Origin of the sequence: Nostoc sp. ChiQUE01b (assembly GCF_034531255.1) — a bacterium.
GTDB lineage: Bacteria > Cyanobacteriota > Cyanobacteriia > Cyanobacteriales > Nostocaceae > Nostoc.
This window is the reverse complement of record NZ_JAVRBM010000025.1, coordinates 15150-31621: the sequence shown is the minus strand read 5'-3', so window position 1 is coordinate 31621 and position 16472 is coordinate 15150. Positions and strand designations below refer to the sequence as shown.

Annotated in this window: 18 protein-coding genes and 1 pseudogene; 11 read left to right on the top strand and 8 right to left on the bottom strand. The window is 43.3% G+C overall.

Translation table 11 applies throughout. From position 1 onward, the window contains the following. Positions 1–8 precede the first annotated feature (8 nt). Both RMY63_RS17920 and RMY63_RS17915 read left to right on the top strand, forming a co-directional pair. Positions 9–905 (top strand): AraC family transcriptional regulator, encoded by an 897-nt coding sequence (locus RMY63_RS17920; protein ID WP_322729987.1) that lies wholly within the window; start codon positions 9–11, stop codon positions 903–905. 115 nt (positions 906–1020) lie between these two features. Next, the gene (locus tag RMY63_RS17915; protein ID WP_322729986.1) at positions 1021–2205 is read left to right on the top strand and encodes an NAD(P)H-quinone oxidoreductase subunit H; all 1185 of its coding nucleotides are present in this window, start codon (positions 1021–1023) and stop codon (positions 2203–2205) included. A 125-nt stretch (positions 2206–2330) separates the two neighbouring features. On the opposite strand, the gene RMY63_RS17910 is transcribed toward RMY63_RS17915, so the two are convergent. The 4 genes from RMY63_RS17910 to RMY63_RS17895 all read right to left on the bottom strand — a co-directional run bounded on the left by RMY63_RS17910 (position 2331) and on the right by RMY63_RS17895 (position 6688). Continuing rightward, positions 2331–2951, bottom strand: coding sequence for an antibiotic biosynthesis monooxygenase family protein (locus tag RMY63_RS17910; RefSeq protein ID WP_322729985.1), 621 nt, complete (start codon positions 2949–2951; stop codon positions 2331–2333). Between the two features lie 206 nt (positions 2952–3157). Further along, entirely contained in the window at positions 3158–3772 is a 615-nt protein-coding gene (locus RMY63_RS17905; RefSeq protein ID WP_322729984.1) for an antibiotic biosynthesis monooxygenase, read from the bottom strand. Positions 3773–4044: 272 nt separating this feature from the next. Continuing rightward, entirely contained in the window at positions 4045–5595 is a 1551-nt protein-coding gene (locus RMY63_RS17900; protein ID WP_322729983.1) for a metallophosphoesterase family protein, read from the bottom strand. Between the two features lie 121 nt (positions 5596–5716). Then, complete coding sequence (locus tag RMY63_RS17895) at positions 5717–6688, bottom strand: YegS/Rv2252/BmrU family lipid kinase (RefSeq protein ID WP_322729982.1); 972 nt, start codon at positions 6686–6688, stop codon at positions 5717–5719. Between the two features lie 191 nt (positions 6689–6879). Here RMY63_RS17895 and RMY63_RS17890 point away from each other — a divergent pair, with 191 nt between their 5' ends. Continuing rightward, entirely contained in the window at positions 6880–7083 is a 204-nt protein-coding gene (locus tag RMY63_RS17890; RefSeq protein ID WP_322729981.1) for a hypothetical protein, read from the top strand. A 12-nt stretch (positions 7084–7095) separates the two neighbouring features. Next, positions 7096–7326, top strand: a complete 231-nt coding sequence (locus RMY63_RS17885) for a lysozyme inhibitor LprI family protein (RefSeq protein ID WP_322729980.1) — start codon at positions 7096–7098, stop codon at positions 7324–7326. Between the two features lie 305 nt (positions 7327–7631). On the opposite strand, the gene RMY63_RS17880 is transcribed toward RMY63_RS17885, so the two are convergent. Continuing rightward, the gene (locus RMY63_RS17880; protein WP_322729979.1) at positions 7632–7970 is read right to left on the bottom strand and encodes a hypothetical protein; all 339 of its coding nucleotides are present in this window, start codon (positions 7968–7970) and stop codon (positions 7632–7634) included. A gap of 56 nt (positions 7971–8026) precedes the next feature. On the opposite strand from RMY63_RS17880, the gene hemC reads away from it, so the two are divergent. Both hemC and glgA read left to right on the top strand, forming a co-directional pair. After that, the gene (gene hemC, locus RMY63_RS17875; protein WP_322729978.1) at positions 8027–8998 is read left to right on the top strand and encodes a hydroxymethylbilane synthase; all 972 of its coding nucleotides are present in this window, start codon (positions 8027–8029) and stop codon (positions 8996–8998) included. A gap of 137 nt (positions 8999–9135) precedes the next feature. Continuing rightward, on the top strand, positions 9136–10578 hold the full coding sequence (gene glgA, locus RMY63_RS17870; RefSeq protein ID WP_322729977.1) for a glycogen synthase GlgA: 1443 nt from the start codon (positions 9136–9138) through the stop codon (positions 10576–10578). A gap of 158 nt (positions 10579–10736) precedes the next feature. Here the strand turns inward: glgA and RMY63_RS17865 are convergent, their stop codons facing one another. The 3 genes from RMY63_RS17865 to RMY63_RS17855 all read right to left on the bottom strand — a co-directional run bounded on the left by RMY63_RS17865 (position 10737) and on the right by RMY63_RS17855 (position 12958). After that, positions 10737–10946, bottom strand: a complete 210-nt coding sequence (locus RMY63_RS17865; protein ID WP_322729976.1) for a hypothetical protein — start codon at positions 10944–10946, stop codon at positions 10737–10739. A gap of 148 nt (positions 10947–11094) precedes the next feature. After that, entirely contained in the window at positions 11095–11415 is a 321-nt protein-coding gene (locus RMY63_RS17860; protein WP_322729975.1) for a hypothetical protein, read from the bottom strand. A gap of 271 nt (positions 11416–11686) precedes the next feature. Further along, on the bottom strand, positions 11687–12958 hold the full coding sequence (locus RMY63_RS17855; RefSeq protein WP_322729974.1) for a HEAT repeat domain-containing protein: 1272 nt from the start codon (positions 12956–12958) through the stop codon (positions 11687–11689). Between the two features lie 167 nt (positions 12959–13125). On the opposite strand from RMY63_RS17855, the gene RMY63_RS17850 reads away from it, so the two are divergent. From RMY63_RS17850 to RMY63_RS17830, 5 genes and pseudogenes are all read left to right on the top strand, one after another. Then, positions 13126–13926: a DUF1838 family protein gene (locus tag RMY63_RS17850; protein ID WP_322729973.1), complete on the top strand. Its 801-nt coding sequence runs from the start codon at positions 13126–13128 to the stop codon at positions 13924–13926. 180 nt (positions 13927–14106) lie between these two features. Beyond that, entirely contained in the window at positions 14107–14346 is a 240-nt protein-coding gene (locus RMY63_RS17845; RefSeq protein ID WP_322729972.1) for a hypothetical protein, read from the top strand. A gap of 34 nt (positions 14347–14380) precedes the next feature. Then, the gene (locus RMY63_RS17840) at positions 14381–15289 is read left to right on the top strand and encodes a HEAT repeat domain-containing protein (protein WP_322729971.1); all 909 of its coding nucleotides are present in this window, start codon (positions 14381–14383) and stop codon (positions 15287–15289) included. 106 nt (positions 15290–15395) lie between these two features. After that, positions 15396–15665 (top strand): annotated as a pseudogene (locus RMY63_RS17835) (type II toxin-antitoxin system HigB family toxin); the annotation flags it as partial. A 362-nt stretch (positions 15666–16027) separates the two neighbouring features. After that, entirely contained in the window at positions 16028–16426 is a 399-nt protein-coding gene (locus tag RMY63_RS17830) for a transcriptional regulator (RefSeq protein WP_322729970.1), read from the top strand. Positions 16427–16472: the final 46 nt, after the last annotated feature.

Here is a 16472-nt window from a genome sequence, read left to right as displayed (position 1 = left end):
GGTAATCCATGTTAGAAAAAAAGCCCTTAGCGATTACTAAAGAGGATGAGGTATTCCCGCTATTCCCACGTCTCCCAATTCTCACAAGTCTTCAAGCAGGTTGGCACGGTGCTTCATTTGTATATATGTGTCAACCTGCTTATGAATTTCCTGAAGTTTGCACTCCCCTATGGCACTCTCTTGTCATTTTCACTCATGGAGCGCGGGTAATTCATGCTGAACGGAAAATGGATGGACGCAAGCATCATGATGCTGTAATTGGAGGTGATATTATTATTACTCCCGTTAATGTCGGGCATCAGGCAGCTTGGGATGCTGAAGGGGACTTCATTCTACTTGCCATTGAACCACAGATTTTTGCTCGTGCAGTTGACGAAACAGCAAATGCTGAACAGATTCAACTTTTGCCGCACTTCGCCACACCCGATCCCCTAATTTATCAAATAGGGCTAGCACTGAAAGGCATTTTGGAAAATAATCCTCTAGGGAGTCGTCTTTATGCAGAGACGATGATGACTGCCTTATCAGTACATCTCATGCAACACTATTCCACGCGCAAACCGATATTAAAAGCATATAAAAATGGTTTACCACGGCATCAATTACAGCAAGTCATAGATTACATTCACGAACATCTTGACCAAAACTTAGGTTTAGCAGAATTGGCGGCGTTGATACCAATTAGTTCTCATTATTTTTCCCAGCTTTTCAAAGAGTCTACCGGGATGACTCCCCATAAATATATAATTTCCTGTCGTGTGAAACGTGCCCAAGAATTATTACTGAAGGGAGGAATGACAATAGCTGAAATTGCTGACTTAGTTGGCTTTGCTAGCCAAAGCCATCTAAATTTTCACTGTAAGCGACTAATAGGTGTAACTCCTAAAACCATTCAACAAAGATAGGATGAATCTGCAAAAAATCGGATGATTTTGCAAGACTCCAGCCCCCAAATTCTCTAAAATTTTCAAAAACAGTATTTTGTTAGGAAATATTTGGGATTAGGGAAACTTTTTATTTATGGTGAGAATTCAAACCAAGACTGAGCCAATGGTGATTAACTTTGGCCCGCATCACCCCTCGATGCATGGGTGTTTTCGGATTATTGTCACCTTAGATGGTGAAGATGTAGTGGACTGTGAACCCGTTATCGGCTACCTGCACAGAGGTATGGAAAAGATTGCCGAAAACCGTACCAATATTATGTACGTACCTTATGTGAGTCGATGGGACTACTATGGCGGGATGTTTAACGAAGCTGTGACGGTGAATGCTGTCGAAAAACTGGCAAATATTTCTATCCCTAAACGTGCTAGCTATATTCGGGTAATCATGCTAGAGTTAGCCCGAATTGTCAACCATCTGCTGTGGTTGGGGCCTTTTGTGGGAGACACTGGCGCACAAACTCCCATATTTTACACTTTGCGCGATCGCGAAATGATTCTCGATTTGTTTGAAGCTGCTACAGGCTACCGGATGGTCAATAATAATTATTTTCGCATCGGAGGTGTTGCTGCTGACCTACCTTGCGGCTGGGTGGATAAATGCGAAGACTTTTGTAACTACTTTATACCGACCGTTGATGAGTATGAAAAACTGATTACCAATAATCCCATTTTTCGCCGCCGAGTTGAGGGTGTGGGAGTTTTAAGTCGGCAGGAAGCAATTAATTGGGGGATTTCTGGCCCAATGTTACGAGCTTCTGGGGTGAAATGGGATTTACGAAAGGTTGACCATTACGAATGCTATGACGATTTTAACTGGCAAGTACAGTGGGATACAGCCGGAGATTGTTTTGCCAGGTATCTCGTGAGAATTGGAGAAATGCGTGAGTCAGTCAAGATTATTCAGCAAGCACTCAAGGGATTACCTGGTGGTGCATACGAAAATTTAGAAGCTCAACGCATGAAAACAGGCTCTAAATCTGAGTGGAACAGGTTTGATTATCAATTTATTGCCAAAAAAGTTGCACCCACATTTAAAATTCCTCAAGGTGAACACTATGTGCGTATAGAGTCAGGTAGAGGAGAATTAGGAATCTATATCATCGGAGATGATCATATCTTCCCCTGGCGTTGGAAAATTCGTCCAGCCGATTTCAATAATTTACAAGTTTTATCTCAGTTAATCAAAGGTCAAAAAATAGCAGATATTTTCGTTATTCTGGGAAGCATTGATGTTGTGATGGGATCAGTAGACCGTTAATATCATGTCCGGTCAAAGGTATCACCTCATCGATAAACTGAGCGGCACAATGGTTCGCTTGAGCAGCCGCAAATGACCTTGAACTCAGCACCAAGACCTCTCGACAGTCTGCTCCAAGCAAATTGTTATCCTGCTGTCTCTACGTGTACAACATGGTACAAATGAAACTCATTTCGCGCTAATTCTTCCCAATAAGGCTTGTCTGGATTGAATCCCGGTTGCTTCAAGATCGCCTCAAATGCTTCTTTACTCTCCCACTGCCCGTAATTAAACATTCGGGTTCCGTCCAAACTGCGATGAAAGCTTACCGAAAGCAGTCCTGGTGAATTGCTCATCGCTTGGTCGAGCTCCGTCGTTGTCCGCTTCAGCATTTCTGGTTGGTTCGAGGGCATCATGCGAAACTCAGCAAGATGAGTAATGCGATCGCCTGCAACAATCTCAACTTCTGCCGATACCGATTTGCTTGCCGACACCTCTAGCTGCAACGAGTCCGGCGGAAAAAACTCATTGAGCAACACCGGACGCTGCAAACTACGATGATCAAACTTGGGTTGCCACTGGCTGTAACTGAAGACACGAACCTCATCTAGACTTTGATGCACACTCGCTGACACGAAGTAGGGATTGAACTTCCAGAATGTGATTTGCTCTTTGAGTGCATCCACTAATCCTAATTGATGCCGCTCTGCAACTGTATACAAATCCAATCCAACGATCGCGGTATTTGATCGATCAATCTGAACCATAAGCACTCCTCAATTTTTGTCGGTTTGCTTGTTCTGATTTGATATTAAACACCAACCGATAACCTGGCAACTACCGCCAACACGACTAAACAAAGCAGGATAACGTTCCGCCTCACCCGCAGCTGGCAAGCTCTCGGACTCAACCAGCAAACTTTATACGGTCGGTGTGCAGGCGGATTGTTATGTGGCGATCAATTCAGATTATTTCAGGTAGTGAAGACTACTTCATGTAAGGTCTTCTGGTACTCGTTATTTGCCAAGTCAAGCATTTCACCAAAAAGAGGCGAAAAGGGGCGATTAGTATCCATCGCTGTATACTCTTCTAGCGATCGCCAATGTCCGAAATTGATACAACGCCATCCGTCCAAGCTGCGATGGGCGTGAGTCGAAATCAACCCTGCTTGCCCTGATACCATTACCAATGCCTCACGGAATAACTCGATAAATCGAGGCTGATTTTCGGGCTGCTTCATCTTAAAGATGCCAAAGTTAATGAGTCCATCCATACGTGATGAGAGATGCAACCTACTACCGTCTGGTTCTTCGGCGAAAATTTCAAACACGTGAACATCAGGAACAGTGGAATCAATAAAGGGTTGAGTAGCTACATAAGATTCTTGATTTGTCCACTGAGCATAGCTTGTCACTCTTAATCCATCACGGCTACGAAGGACTGTGCCAGAGGCAAATCCTGCATTGTGCTTGAGAACAGCTTCAATATTTTGAATAGCTTGTTCCACTAATTTTGCTTGGATATCAGGTTCGCTTGGGAAAACGGCGAACTCAGCCAGTAAACCATTAGATTTACTCACAACAGGCATCTTAGACCTCCAAGTCTTCTATTTCCATGAAGCATGATGACACAAAAATCAACAGATTCTCAACATGCCTCAATCAGCGATTTGAGCCGCATAACTATTTATTATACGGTAGCTTTCCGTATAATCTTTTTCTAAATCCTAATATATCAAGCATTACAGCTAAGTAGGTGGGCGGAAAAATTTACAACCATGTAACAATTTGTAACGGAGATTTAGACTCCGCCACAAAATTTGCTATGCTTAGTTGCTCTTTAGTTAAATTCCAGAATTAATTAAATGATTAGTGGCTCAAGCTCACGATTATGCCATTGCCGCTGATGCCATTCGGCAACCAAAGGACGGACAATAAACTTGGGCTGTGCATCGCCTTTAACATCAATACGTAAACCTGAATAAGGTCGTCGCTTCTGAAAACCTTGACCGTTACGACCGATGAACAGATGCGATCGCGCCACTAATCTATTCTTTTCCATCAAATCTGCTCCCTCAATTCGCTGGCGTCGCAAACTAAACCCGCTACCGCCACAAACAATCCAGTGGATATGAGAATCAGCGTGTCCCGTATCCATTGTTTCCAGGTGTTCCAAGCAGTGTGCATGACCGTTTAATACCAAATCGACCAAAGGACGGTCTTGAGTTAAGGAACCGATTTCTTTCGCTACCGCATCCAGCACGCCACGCAGGCGATCGCGAACGATTAGAGTTTGTGCTTGTTGCCACTTGGTCGCCTCAGTTACATAAGGTGGATGATGAAAATAAATCACCCTTCCCCGAACTTCACTATTATTCCAAGATTCAATTAATCTTTGTTTGAGCCAATCAAGTTGTTCGATATCCGTCAGCGTTGTTTTATTCGTGGCTAGTTGCTTATCGATATCAACAATAAGTTCTTCAATTTGTGACAGCTTGGCGTGGAAGTCGTCTAATTGATCGGCTTCATTAGGGTTTTCCGGGCGAAGTTTGGCTGAAGTTTCAATAATTTCTAGCTTTTCTTGCTCGAAATCTTCACGGCGTTTTTCTAAGAGTTTGCGATCGGCATCACCTTTTTTTGTTTTCGGTAGCGGTGGTGGATCGTTAAATGTATTAGAATCCAAAGCAAAGAAATCAATACCGCCATAACGAAAAGTGTAATAGCGATTGGGAAGGCGGGTAAAGTGCCCAGGTTGATAAGAAAGACAACGACCTGTATCTGTCTTGGCTGTGTAGTACCGATCTAAATGACTGGCTAACTCTCCTGGAAGCTGAAACGCCTTCAGATAGTCGAGAAATGCCTTGGCGTAAGCGTCACCGCATCTTGAGCCATGCAAGCCCACATCTAGGTCTAACCGCGATCGCAACAGGTGACGAATGGGTAATGTTGTTAGAGATGCCAAGCTCAATAAAATCGGCAAGTTATAGTAATCGTGATTTCCCGGCACTGGTAAAATAGGCAGCTTAAAAACCATTTGGTCGTAAGCAATCCGTTTACGATACTCTGTACCCAAGAGAAACTCTCGGTAAGGCTCGATGAAGTTTTGCTGGTAATATTCACTCGATCCCACTAAATAAATCACATCCCCCGTATGCAGCATAAACCGGGATTCTTTGTGATGGGGCAGCATAAGTTCAGCCACCTGTCGCTGGGGATTGTGTCCTCCGTGCCTGCCGGAACCACTATCACCGACAACTAAAAATGAGAACTCAGAATTGTCTGTTTGACCATCTTCCAAAACCAGCCGAGTTTGGTCGATGTCCCGTTCTATAATTAACGGATCTTGCCACCGTACTCGCTGATTCATTTTCCGAATTTTGTTAGCGATCGTTGGATCAGATACAAGTTTCAATGCAACCTACTCCTGAGTTTTCAATTTAAGGGGAGCAGGGGCACGGAGAAATCAATTCAAAATTCAAAATTCAAAATTGAAGATTCAAATCCCCATGCCCAATGCCCAATGCCCCATGCCCTTATTCTCCTGCTGTATCTTTCATCTCAATAATCAGATTAGGGAGTCCTTCTAGTTTTTCGGTAGGCTCAACTTCTTCTACTAATGGCACGAAAATTTTTAAGCCTGCTGGCACACACTTAATTTCTACAGGTGTTGTGCCTACTATTTCACCATCTAGAACAACTTTTTGTGGTGGCTCAGTCGTAATTTTAAATTGTTTGGCTCGCAGGAAACCAATATCATCGCGGTCTACGGCATTACCTGTAGAAGCCGTTTGAAATAGATGAAATGTGGCGGCGATCGCTCCTGCCTTGTTAGCTGGAGCGACAATCGTTAAATCTAGTAACCCATCATCATAAATCAGACCTGCTGGGCCTTGAGCCAAAACTGAAGTGGGAGGCGCGGCATTTGCTACCGTTACTGCACAGGCACTAGTTTTAATTATCCTATCTTCAGTTTCAATTTCAACATCAAAGTTATGTAAGCTTCTTAATTGCTGGATTCCTGCCAAAACGTAGGCCATCATTCCAAAGCGATTCTTGGCGTCTCGGTCTGCCAATTCTACAGTTTCAGCTTCAAAGCCAATACCTGCCAAGAGTACCATTGGCCGATCATTGCAATAGGCTACGTCTACATGGGTGGTTGCTCCCTGCAAAATTGTGTTACACGCACCTGCGATCGTGTCAGGAATTCCTAAAGCTGTGGCAAAAGCGTTCGCTGTTCCTCTGGAAATGATGCCAAATGGGATATCAGTTCCCACTACAGCCGCCGCCGCTATTGAGAGAGTACCATCCCCTCCGGAAGCAATGATTGCATCTACTCCTCGCTCTACAGCTTGATATGCCAGTTGATCGGCATCGATTTCTTCAGTTGTAAAATAAATATCTAGATCAATATCTGGCTCTAATATTGCCCGAATTTCTGCTAGTTCTGTATCTGGGTCGCCCTGACCCGCAACAGGATTAAAGATCAGACAGGCGGAACGATTCATAAAGTATAAAAGTTAGACTTATATCACTAAAATATCAAATTATTTCTAACATCCTTGTGAAATTTCAGCTTCCTTCTGGCGGCTGGTTTCCCTTTTGTAAGAAGTTTAAGAAGTGTTTTGCGTCGAAACATACCAATGCTGACGTGTATTTTGGTATCTTTTGTCTATACTTGAACAATAAAAATTTTCCCATGCGTCAATTATTACTAGTTTTAGCAAGTATGCTAACTCTCAGCAATTTAAGTACTCCCACCATGACAATAGCAGACACAACACCTGATTTACGGGAGACGCGCTTAGTTCAAAATCTCAACTGCAATAATCCTCAAACTCAAATAGCAATTGATGAATGCATAAAGTTGTCTTATCAGAATACAGATAAAAAAATGAATTAAGTTTATCAACAATTGCTACCTACCTTAGATAGCTTTAGTAAACAGAAATTAATTGCTTCACAGGTAGCATGGATCAAGTTTAGAGAAACCAGTTGTGAGTTTGAAATAAGTAGAACTGAGGGAGGAAGTATTGCCCCAACCATTTATTTTGGTTGTCGAGAAAATTCCACTAAATTGCGTACCCAACAATTACAAGATTATCTCAAAAACCATATTTTAGGCAATTTAAGATATTGCTTTTAACCCAATTAATACTCCGATCTGGAGAAATAATCTAAATTGTCCAGTTCGGAGCAATTAGCACATCATCGATAGGTTATCCGTTATCGTCAAACTCAATTTTTTGGCAACGAATAAGCACCACACCTAGCACAATTGACCGATTACCAAAAGTACAATGCAACTTTGGAAAAGCATAAGCAATTTGCCTCTTTTCTATAACTTCATTAATTCCCATCAGTCCAATCGCACTGATAGGACTCTTAGAAAGTTGAGTTGATGAAGCAACTTGCAACCCAGTTTGCGATCGCTATCCAACAGTCAGAACTTTACAAGCGAGTGTAATGAAATGAAGCAAAGCAATCGCAAAGTCTAGATGCTGCGATTGCTACCCTTCTCCTGACAGAGATGCACTCGCGTTCGGGAACGCCAAGGGCGAACATTCCGCAACTCTTGGAGACGCTACCGCGTACCTTGCTTCTTTGTTCGCGGAGCGTTCCGTAGGAAAGGAGTACGCTCCATTCGCAATGACTACCTGCTAACTTGGTAAATTTGCTTGCATTGGGATGCTCCCCTTGAAAACTGCTGTAAGATTCCTCAAACCAGCTTTTGGTAAAGAATTGTAATTCCAAATCCCAAATCCAAAACCCAAAATTCGTATGAGTCACTGACTACGGTAGTCTAGATGAGAGTGAATTTATCGCCTGCAATATTATATTGTTTTATGACTTCAGTTGTTTCTAGTCCCCCACGCACTATTCGCATCGGCTCGCGTAAAAGCCAACTTGCTCTGGTTCAGACCTACTGGGTACAAGAGCAACTAAAGAATTGTTTCCCTGATATCACTTTTGAAGTCCACACCATGTCTACCCAAGGTGATAAAATCTTGGATGTAGCGTTAGCTAAGATTGGCGATAAAGGACTTTTTACTAAAGAACTTGAACTCGGAATGCTCAATCAGGAGATTGACTTTGCCGTACATTCTCTCAAGGATCTGCCGACTCACTTACCAGAAGGGTTAACGCTAGCAGCAATTACTGAACGGGAAAACCCAGCAGATGCATTAGTAGTGCATGAAAAGCACAAAGATAAACAAATCGATACGTTGCCAGAAGGTGCGGTAATTGGTACATCTTCGCTGCGACGGTTAGCACAGTTACGCCATCACTTCCCTCACTTTACCTTTAAGGATGTGCGGGGAAACTTAATTACACGGTTGGCAAAACTGGATGCAGGCGAATACGATGCCTTAATTTTGGCAGCAGCAGGGTTAGAGAGATTGGGAATGGGCGATCGCATTCATCAAGTTCTCCCCAAAGAAATCTCCCTCCACGCCGTTGGACAAGGTGCTTTAGGGATAGAATGCCGTGCTGATGATAGTGAATTGCTATCTCTACTCAAAGTGATCGAACATCCCCAAACACGCGATCGCTGTCTCGCCGAACGATCTTTTCTTCGCTCTTTAGAGGGCGGATGTCAAGTACCTATCGGTGTAAATACAGAAATATCTGGTGAGAATTTGACCTTAACCGGGATAGTCGCCAGTGTAGATGGTCAAAAGTTCGTCAAAGATACCGTTACCGGAATTGCCAATAACGCCGAAGCACTAGGCCAAGAACTAGCAGAACTGTTGCGAAAACAGGGAGCGCAAGAAATTTTATCAGAAATTTTTGCGGTGATTGGGCGCGGTTCCTAAGCAATTGGGCAAGCTGATGTGATTAGATAAGAATTGATCGCCGTTGCACTCAAGATGTGCCAGACGCGACTTGTCGCGTTGAGCGAGATTTCAGAAAGTTAATTTGCCAATATAGACTCAGGGAAGCAAAAATTACCATGCGGATTCTATTTGTTGCAGCAGAGGCAGCACCCGTTGCGAAAGTAGGAGGAATGGGTGATGTTGTCGGGGCATTACCCAAAATCCTGAGAGAAATGGGGCATGATGTGCGGATATTCTTGCCTTACTACGGCTTCCTGCCAGACAAAATGGAAATTCCCCAAGAACCCATCTGGTGGGGAGATGCCATGTTTCAGCACTTTGCAGTATACGAAAGTATTCTGCCTGGTACTGATGTTCCCTTGTACTTATTTGGACATCCGGCTTTCATGCCGCGCCGCATCTATTCTGGAGATGATGAAGATTGGCGGTTCACATTGTTTGCTAATGGTGCAGCCGAGTTTGCCTGGAATTACTGGAAGCCAGAAATTATCCATTGTCATGATTGGCACACGGGGATGATTCCGGTGTGGATGCACCAAGATCCTGATATCACCACAGTCTTTACCATCCATAACCTGGCTTATCAAGGGCCGTGGCGTTGGTATTTAGAGAAAATTACTTGGTGTCCTTGGTATATGCAAGGACACAACACAATGGCGGCGGCGGTACAATTTGCTAATAAGGTAAATACAGTTTCGCCTACCTATGCCGAGCAAATCAAGACAGCAACTTACGGTGAAACATTAGAAGGTTTGCTGTCTTTTATTAGCGGTAAATTATCTGGGATTATCAACGGTATTGATACCGAAGTTTATAACCCAGAAAATGACAAATACATTGAGCAAACCTTTACTGCTGATACTTTAGAAAAACGCAAAGCCAATAAAATTGCTTTGCAACAAGAAGTAGGATTAGAAGTTAACTCCAAAGCCTTTTTTATTGGGATTGTTACCCGATTAGTGGAACAAAAAGGCATTGATTTGATATTGCAAATCCTCGATCGCTTCCTCTCCTATACAGATGCCCAGTTTGTACTGTTAGGGACAGGCGATCGCTACTATGAAACTCAGATGTGGCAATTAGCATCGCGTTTTCCGGGACGCATGGCAACTTATTTACTGTATAACGATGCCCTGTCTCGCCGGATCTACGCTGGTACTGATGCTTTCTTAATGCCCAGTCGTTTTGAACCTTGCGGTATTAGCCAAATGATGTCTTTGCGCTACGGTTCTGTGCCCATTGTTCGTCGCACAGGTGGATTAGTTGACACCGTAAGCCATCACGACCCTGAAAATGCCGCAGGCACCGGTTATTGTTTTGATCGCTATGAACCACTAGACCTTTTCACGTGTATGATCCGGGCGTGGGAAGGCTTCCGTTTCAAACCGCAATGGCAAGAATTACAAAAACGGGGCATGAGTGAAGATTTTAGTTGGTATAAATCTGCCAAAGAGTACGTGAAGTTGTACAGGTCAATTTTCGGTTTGCCAGAAGAAGAAGAGGAGACACCACAAGCAGAGTTAGTTTTAAACGAAGCAGTCACCAGTAGTAAGTCCTAAACCGCCAGTAGAGGCGTACAGATGTACGTTTCTACTCCTAACTTTGAATAACTCAAGTTGCTAGTTATGGATTCGGGCGATACCTTCTCTACGAGACGTTGCGCGAACGGTAAGCTGCTTCCAGCCATCCTAAAGCCTGATTGCACAAAGAGAAAACATTATTCCAGCGTTAACACCAATGACGGCATATCCACCACCAACCGTCGAGTTTTTAACCACTGGCGACCAAGTAAAATTTCTGACATTTCTTCACCCACATGAACAGGAATATCAAAGGTTTCCCCGTCGATTCTTACAAGACCTGCATAGATATTAAAATCCGCTTCCCCCTTGCGGTTCGCAGCGCTCGTGTCTGCACGTAAATCCAATCCAGTCCTTGTAAGTCTTGTTCATCAATAGCCAACCAGCCAGAGAACCCTGTATCTAATATGACACTAACTGGTAGTTTTAATCCATCTGCACCAATAAGCTCAATCTCAAAAACCAGCTCGTCATCATTGCCGAACAACCCAAGTATCATATAGTTCCAGAAACCCCTGTTTCATTAATTCGGAAGAGAAACAATGGTACAGTACCAGGGTGCTTAATACGGGCCATCTGCATAGCTACTTCTTCATCACGATCAACAAAATAGTTTCCACTTTCAGGTTCAACAACCATATACCAGTTGTAGTGAGTTTGGATGTACTCTGGCTTAACGCGATCAAAAATCACCTGGCTGCGTTGATGAAACTCCTGGCGTTCTGCTCGACGTTTGGCTTTTTGTTGTTCTGTCCACTGGATTTGGGGGAATATTCTTCCCCGGCGCACTGTATGAGTAGACTTGGCTTCAGTCATGGTTGGTTCTGCTTCACTCCAATATCTATATTTTGGCGTAATGCTAGAGAGCCGGTCATGAAGTGCCACACAGAGATACAAAGTAAAGTTCCGATTTTATTCTTGGTTTTGGAACTTGTCCTTATCTCCCCTGGTTTTGATATCAAAAATTCATCAATTTATCGCGTGTTATGGGAGAAATGTTTCGACACTGGTAGTCTCAGAATTTAGATTCGATTATTGTTTTCCGAAAGTGACAAAACAGGGTTAACTCCTAACTTTTAACTCCTAACTATCGATTACTCGTCGCTTTCGCCCTAATTAACCAATCACGATCGCCACTGCAAATTTCCCGACCAGACGAGTCTCCTAAGCGATCTAGCGCTAATAAACAAGCGTATTTTAAATCCCAAATTGGCGTATTCAGGCAAATTTTGATTTCAGGAATTGCTCTTTGATCACCCAATTCACCAAGAGCGATCGCACACGCCGCACGAGATTTCTGAAACTGAGGTTCGCGGTTGTGCAGGTTTTCTACTAATAAATCGTAGGCGGGAGCATATTTCAGCCAGCCGAAAAGTTTCATCACATGATAATGAGCGCCATAATCGTTATATGCCTTGTCCGAATAAGTTACTAAAAGCGCTGCTGGTGCTTCTTGTGGATAGATATCTAGTAAGGTTTTTGTTGCTAAATAACACCGTCCAAAATCGGTTTCGTAGAGTTCGTTAATCACAAAATCCAAAACAGGCGTAGCATCATACTCATGTACTAGATCGAGGTCATTGGGATGATCGTAGAGTACTTGCTCTAAGTAAGGTTGAATTTCTGTAAAGGTAATTTCATCACTGGGAACCCCTGCATCCAAAAGCATCCGCAATCCTCGCAACCGAAACACTAGAGATACAGGACAACGGGCAATTTCTGGGATGGCTTTATAGTAGCGTGAATCAATCAGGTCTTGAATACAACCGCGCCGTGCATTGACACTGGAACTTTGCAGCAGCGCCATTACCTCAGTAATTTCGGAGTAGTCACCCGTGAACCGACAAACTGTAGCGATCGCTGCGCTACGGGTAGGTTCATCCTCAACTTGGGTAAACTTCCGTATACGTTCAAGGGACGGTTGATAGTCAGCTTTAGCTAGGGTGTGGATAATGACTCGATAAATTTGACCTGGTTTATCTAGCAGTTGCGCTACCTCTTCGAGAATTTCTGGATCTTTAGTCCCGATTTCTCCGATCGCCCACACGGTATTTTCAACAGTATAAATATCATCATCTTTAAGGCACTGCCGAATTACAGGTAAAGCTGATTGTGCCTGCAATCGCCCCAGACTTTCCACAGCTTTGCGTCGGACAATCCGGTGGTCTAACTCATCAGGGTTACTGGTTTCAATCGCCCGCACCAAAGCCGCGATCGATTGCTCAGTCGGGAAGTTAATTAAATGGGAAACAGCAATATACTTATCAGAAGCGTCTTCGAGTTGTTCTAATGGTGTATCGATAATTGCGATCGCTTGTTCTTCTGTTAGCCCAAACATTTTAAAAAAACGTTTATCCATTGATCTGTAAATGGCTCTTGGATAATTGCTTAGAGATCACTTTTACTATCCTACTAGGGAGTGGGTACAGAGGATTGGGGATTGTGAAATAGCGGTAAATTCTATTTCGGGATTGATTAAAGTATCAAAAGCGTCTACGTAGCTATTTGAGGATAATAGGAACATATATGAGTGATTATTTAGATGACTACGAATTTAATAACCTCGATTTTTACAGAAAAAATCATGGGTTACAGCTTTATTACAACTGGTCTGGAGAAATTTGGTGGCAAGAAACACCAGAAAAATCAAAAGAAAAATTATTCTCTATTATTGGGATGAATGCTACCAAAGTATTTATCAAGCTTGATTCTGAGTACAGCGAAGTCGGATATCGTATCAATAGAGAGTTGGGTTTATTTTGTGACCCAGATACGCAAGAGATTCTGCACTTTTGGAAGTCACCAACAGCAAGTCAACCAGTATCAGTAGTACATATTGCTAATCGTATTGTCCAAGGCTCAGTCAAACCAAAGAAATTTATTATACCTAAAGGCAGTGGATATATTACCTCTGTCATGGAAATTCCTTTAGAATACCCGCATCCCTTAGCAGGAGATAGCAAATATTCAGACTATTGCCCTGGAGAAAAGTTTAAGGGAGTTGAGTACTTTATCTCAAATACTTGCCGACCTGATGCAACTGAAGTCCCACCTGCTAAATGGGCGAGGGACTGTCCTTGGTTGCCCTGGATGAAGTTAGGATATGCTCATCCAGCTAAATTAAGATTTGAAACCACAATATTTAGAGTAGATTCTTTTGAGCAGCTTCATCCTAGCTTGGTCAAGCTGGTAAGGGAAAAAGTGCCAATTTATGAATTCACGCCAATAGAAAGCGATGAGCCGAATGTGACAAGCATTCAATACTTTAAGAAAAACTTTGAGTCCTACTTGCGGGGAGATATTTTTCCACTAGAGGAAACCTTTTGAGCTTTTGAAGATTTCCGTCAAAAAGCTTTACCAGTGGTAACGCGATCTGAGAAGATCGAAACATATACATTTGTCAGCTATTAGTTAGTTGCCTCTCTTTAGCGACTAACCAAATACAAACATTCTTGGGAACACTGACCCAGATGATTCATATAAACACGTATTTAGGAAACAAAACTTATGGATGAAACCTCAGAATTCACAACAACCAATAACGTAACCGCTCAAGATGTAGCAGAAGTGATTGCAGAACTTGAGCAATATCGGGAACGTCTAGTTCAAGAAACCACGGAAACGGCAAAACGGGCTAAGTTGATGAGAGTAAGCGTTATGGCAAAACTGGAGCCTGAGCTTGCCAAGATTGATTCTGCCCTCCAGGAACTCCGTAATCAACAGGCTGCCCTGAGTAGCAGCAACTAGTTATTCGTCTTGATAATTTTAGCTAGAAGTTAATATGCTCAACTCCGAAACTCAATCCGGGGCGGATGCGTTAAACCTGTCCCATGCAGAAACTGATGCTTTATTTGAAGCGGTGAGTGAGCAATTAAGCTTAAACACCTTCAACTCAGATGACCAAGAGCTACTAAAGCGGATGGTTGAGAGTATGGGGGACTCACGGGGCATGGTTAGGTTGAGTTTTGCAGAGGCTTTGGGTAAAATCGGCAAACCAGCAACCCCTTTATTGATGGAAGCTGTGGCAAATCATCCAAACCCAGTTGTGCGGAGAGCCAGCGCTAAAACCTTGACACTGATTGCTGACCCGATCGCAGTTCCCACTTTGGTCAATGCCCTGTTAAATGATGAAGATATGGTGGTCAAAACCTCGTCAGTGGGGGGGCTTGCCAAAATAGGTGAGGCAGCTGTGCCAGCATTGCTGAAAATCTTAGCGTCAACCGAGTATCCAGAAAGTGCCAAAGGTCATGCGGTCTGGGCGTTGGGATTTATTGGGGCAGAAGCGAAGGAGCATTTATATCGGGAGATTAACTCCGACTCGGCTGAAGTTCGGGCTGCGGTGGTGGGTGCGATCGCTAAAATTGCTCAAGAAGGCACTCAAGAAGGAGCGTTTAAGATTTTAATTAACGCCCTCAACGATCCATCTGAAATTGTCAGGTGTGAAGCAGCAGCAGCTTTGGGTAGCCTAACCTATCGTTCGGCAATTCCAAACCTCGTTGAGTTACTGCATCATCCCGATTGGCAAACTCGAAAAGCAGCGGCTTTGGCATTGATGAAGATTGGCGATGCTGCTGCTTTAGAACCCCTGCAAGCCGCATTAACTGAGGAAGAAGAAGCGGGGGTTCAGGCAGTGATTAAGTTGGCGATTTCTCAAATTGAGAGGCAGTTAGAGGAAGAAGCTTGGGAATAAGGCGATAGACATTTCTGACTTGACACTTTCCTCTCTATTTGAGAGTATTTAAGCAGGGATTAGTTTTTTGTTGATTGATCAATATAGACAAAAAACGTAGAGACAAATGCATCTGATTGCGATTCGTAACCTCCGCATTGATGCTGCCCAGTATCCTGATGTTAAAAAGCAAGTTGACAACTGGTATGCAACCGTTAACAAAGTGGAATGGCAGAATTTGGAGGACGTTCGTCAGATTTATCGGGATGCTGAAGCCGTTGGAAATTTTACTGTCTTTAACATCAAAGGGAATGAATATCGCCTGATTGTCGGTATTGACTACGAAAACCAAACTGTTTATTACAAATACTTTCTAACTCATGCCGAACATAACAAAGTTGACACTCCCCCGTTTGGAAAACGGGGGATTCTTGCTTCATCCGTCCGCCCTAGAGATTTAAATACAAGTACTCAACTCTCCCCGTTTGGTTACGTCCACAAGCACACACGGACTGCCCGACCGCGTTTGAAATGATTTATTAATTTTTGTTTTGACTCGCAGTTGCTACAAGATTTAGGATTTATTGCTACCAGGGTTCCGGCTCGTGAGTTCTCCGCTCGACCTACTTCGCTTTTTATGTATGCGCTTTACCGCTATTTCAATTCTAACATCTCACGAACAAATAAATTTGTCCTGTTGGCTTATATCCCCCGTTTAGAAAACGGGAGCTTTACGCATCACGCTTCGTAAATGGAAAAATGACCCTTACTTTTGACCAAGCTGCTTATAGTAGTCTACTAGCGCAAGTCGCTCCCAAGGTGATTGAGACGGAAGAAGAGTATGATCGCACCCTAGCAATTGCAGAGCGCCTAACATTTTGCAAAAACCGGACTCCAGAACAACAAGCTCTGCATAAGCTGATAGTAACCCTGATTGAAGCGTATGAGGCACTGAACTATCCAATGGATGAATCTGCACCGCATGAAATTCTCCAACACATTATGGAAGTCAGTTATACCCGTCAAGCGGATTTGGTAGGCATCATTGGGTCGAGCGGCGTGGTGTCTGAGGTCGTGAACGGTAAGCGGTCAATTAGTAAGGCACAAGCTAAGGCACTCGGAAGTTACTTTAAAGTGAAACCCAGTCTGTTTATCTAATGTATCTGCCCTATTGGGATTAATAAAAGTAGTAATAAGAGCGATC

What these genes read in the sequence shown, in the direction of transcription:
- RMY63_RS17920 (WP_322729987.1), top strand. Translation starts at nt 9, where the DNA reads ATGTTAGAAAAAAAGCCCTTAGCGATTACTAAAGAGGATGAGGTATTC.
- RMY63_RS17915 (WP_322729986.1), top strand. Translation starts at nt 1,021, where the DNA reads ATGGTGAGAATTCAAACCAAGACTGAGCCAATGGTGATTAACTTTGGC.
- RMY63_RS17910 (WP_322729985.1), bottom strand. Translation starts at nt 2,951, where the DNA reads ATGGTTCAGATTGATCGATCAAATACCGCGATCGTTGGATTGGATTTG.
- RMY63_RS17905 (WP_322729984.1), bottom strand. Translation starts at nt 3,772, where the DNA reads ATGCCTGTTGTGAGTAAATCTAATGGTTTACTGGCTGAGTTCGCCGTT.
- RMY63_RS17895 (WP_322729982.1), bottom strand. Translation starts at nt 6,688, where the DNA reads ATGAATCGTTCCGCCTGTCTGATCTTTAATCCTGTTGCGGGTCAGGGC.
- RMY63_RS17890 (WP_322729981.1), top strand. Translation starts at nt 6,880, where the DNA reads ATGCGTCAATTATTACTAGTTTTAGCAAGTATGCTAACTCTCAGCAAT.
- hemC (WP_322729978.1), top strand. Translation starts at nt 8,027, where the DNA reads ATGACTTCAGTTGTTTCTAGTCCCCCACGCACTATTCGCATCGGCTCG.
- glgA (WP_322729977.1), top strand. Translation starts at nt 9,136, where the DNA reads ATGCGGATTCTATTTGTTGCAGCAGAGGCAGCACCCGTTGCGAAAGTA.
- RMY63_RS17860 (WP_322729975.1), bottom strand. Translation starts at nt 11,415, where the DNA reads ATGACTGAAGCCAAGTCTACTCATACAGTGCGCCGGGGAAGAATATTC.
- RMY63_RS17855 (WP_322729974.1), bottom strand. Translation starts at nt 12,958, where the DNA reads ATGGATAAACGTTTTTTTAAAATGTTTGGGCTAACAGAAGAACAAGCG.
- RMY63_RS17850 (WP_322729973.1), top strand. Translation starts at nt 13,126, where the DNA reads ATGAGTGATTATTTAGATGACTACGAATTTAATAACCTCGATTTTTAC.
- RMY63_RS17845 (WP_322729972.1), top strand. Translation starts at nt 14,107, where the DNA reads ATGGATGAAACCTCAGAATTCACAACAACCAATAACGTAACCGCTCAA.
- RMY63_RS17840 (WP_322729971.1), top strand. Translation starts at nt 14,381, where the DNA reads ATGCTCAACTCCGAAACTCAATCCGGGGCGGATGCGTTAAACCTGTCC.
- RMY63_RS17830 (WP_322729970.1), top strand. Translation starts at nt 16,028, where the DNA reads ATGACCCTTACTTTTGACCAAGCTGCTTATAGTAGTCTACTAGCGCAA.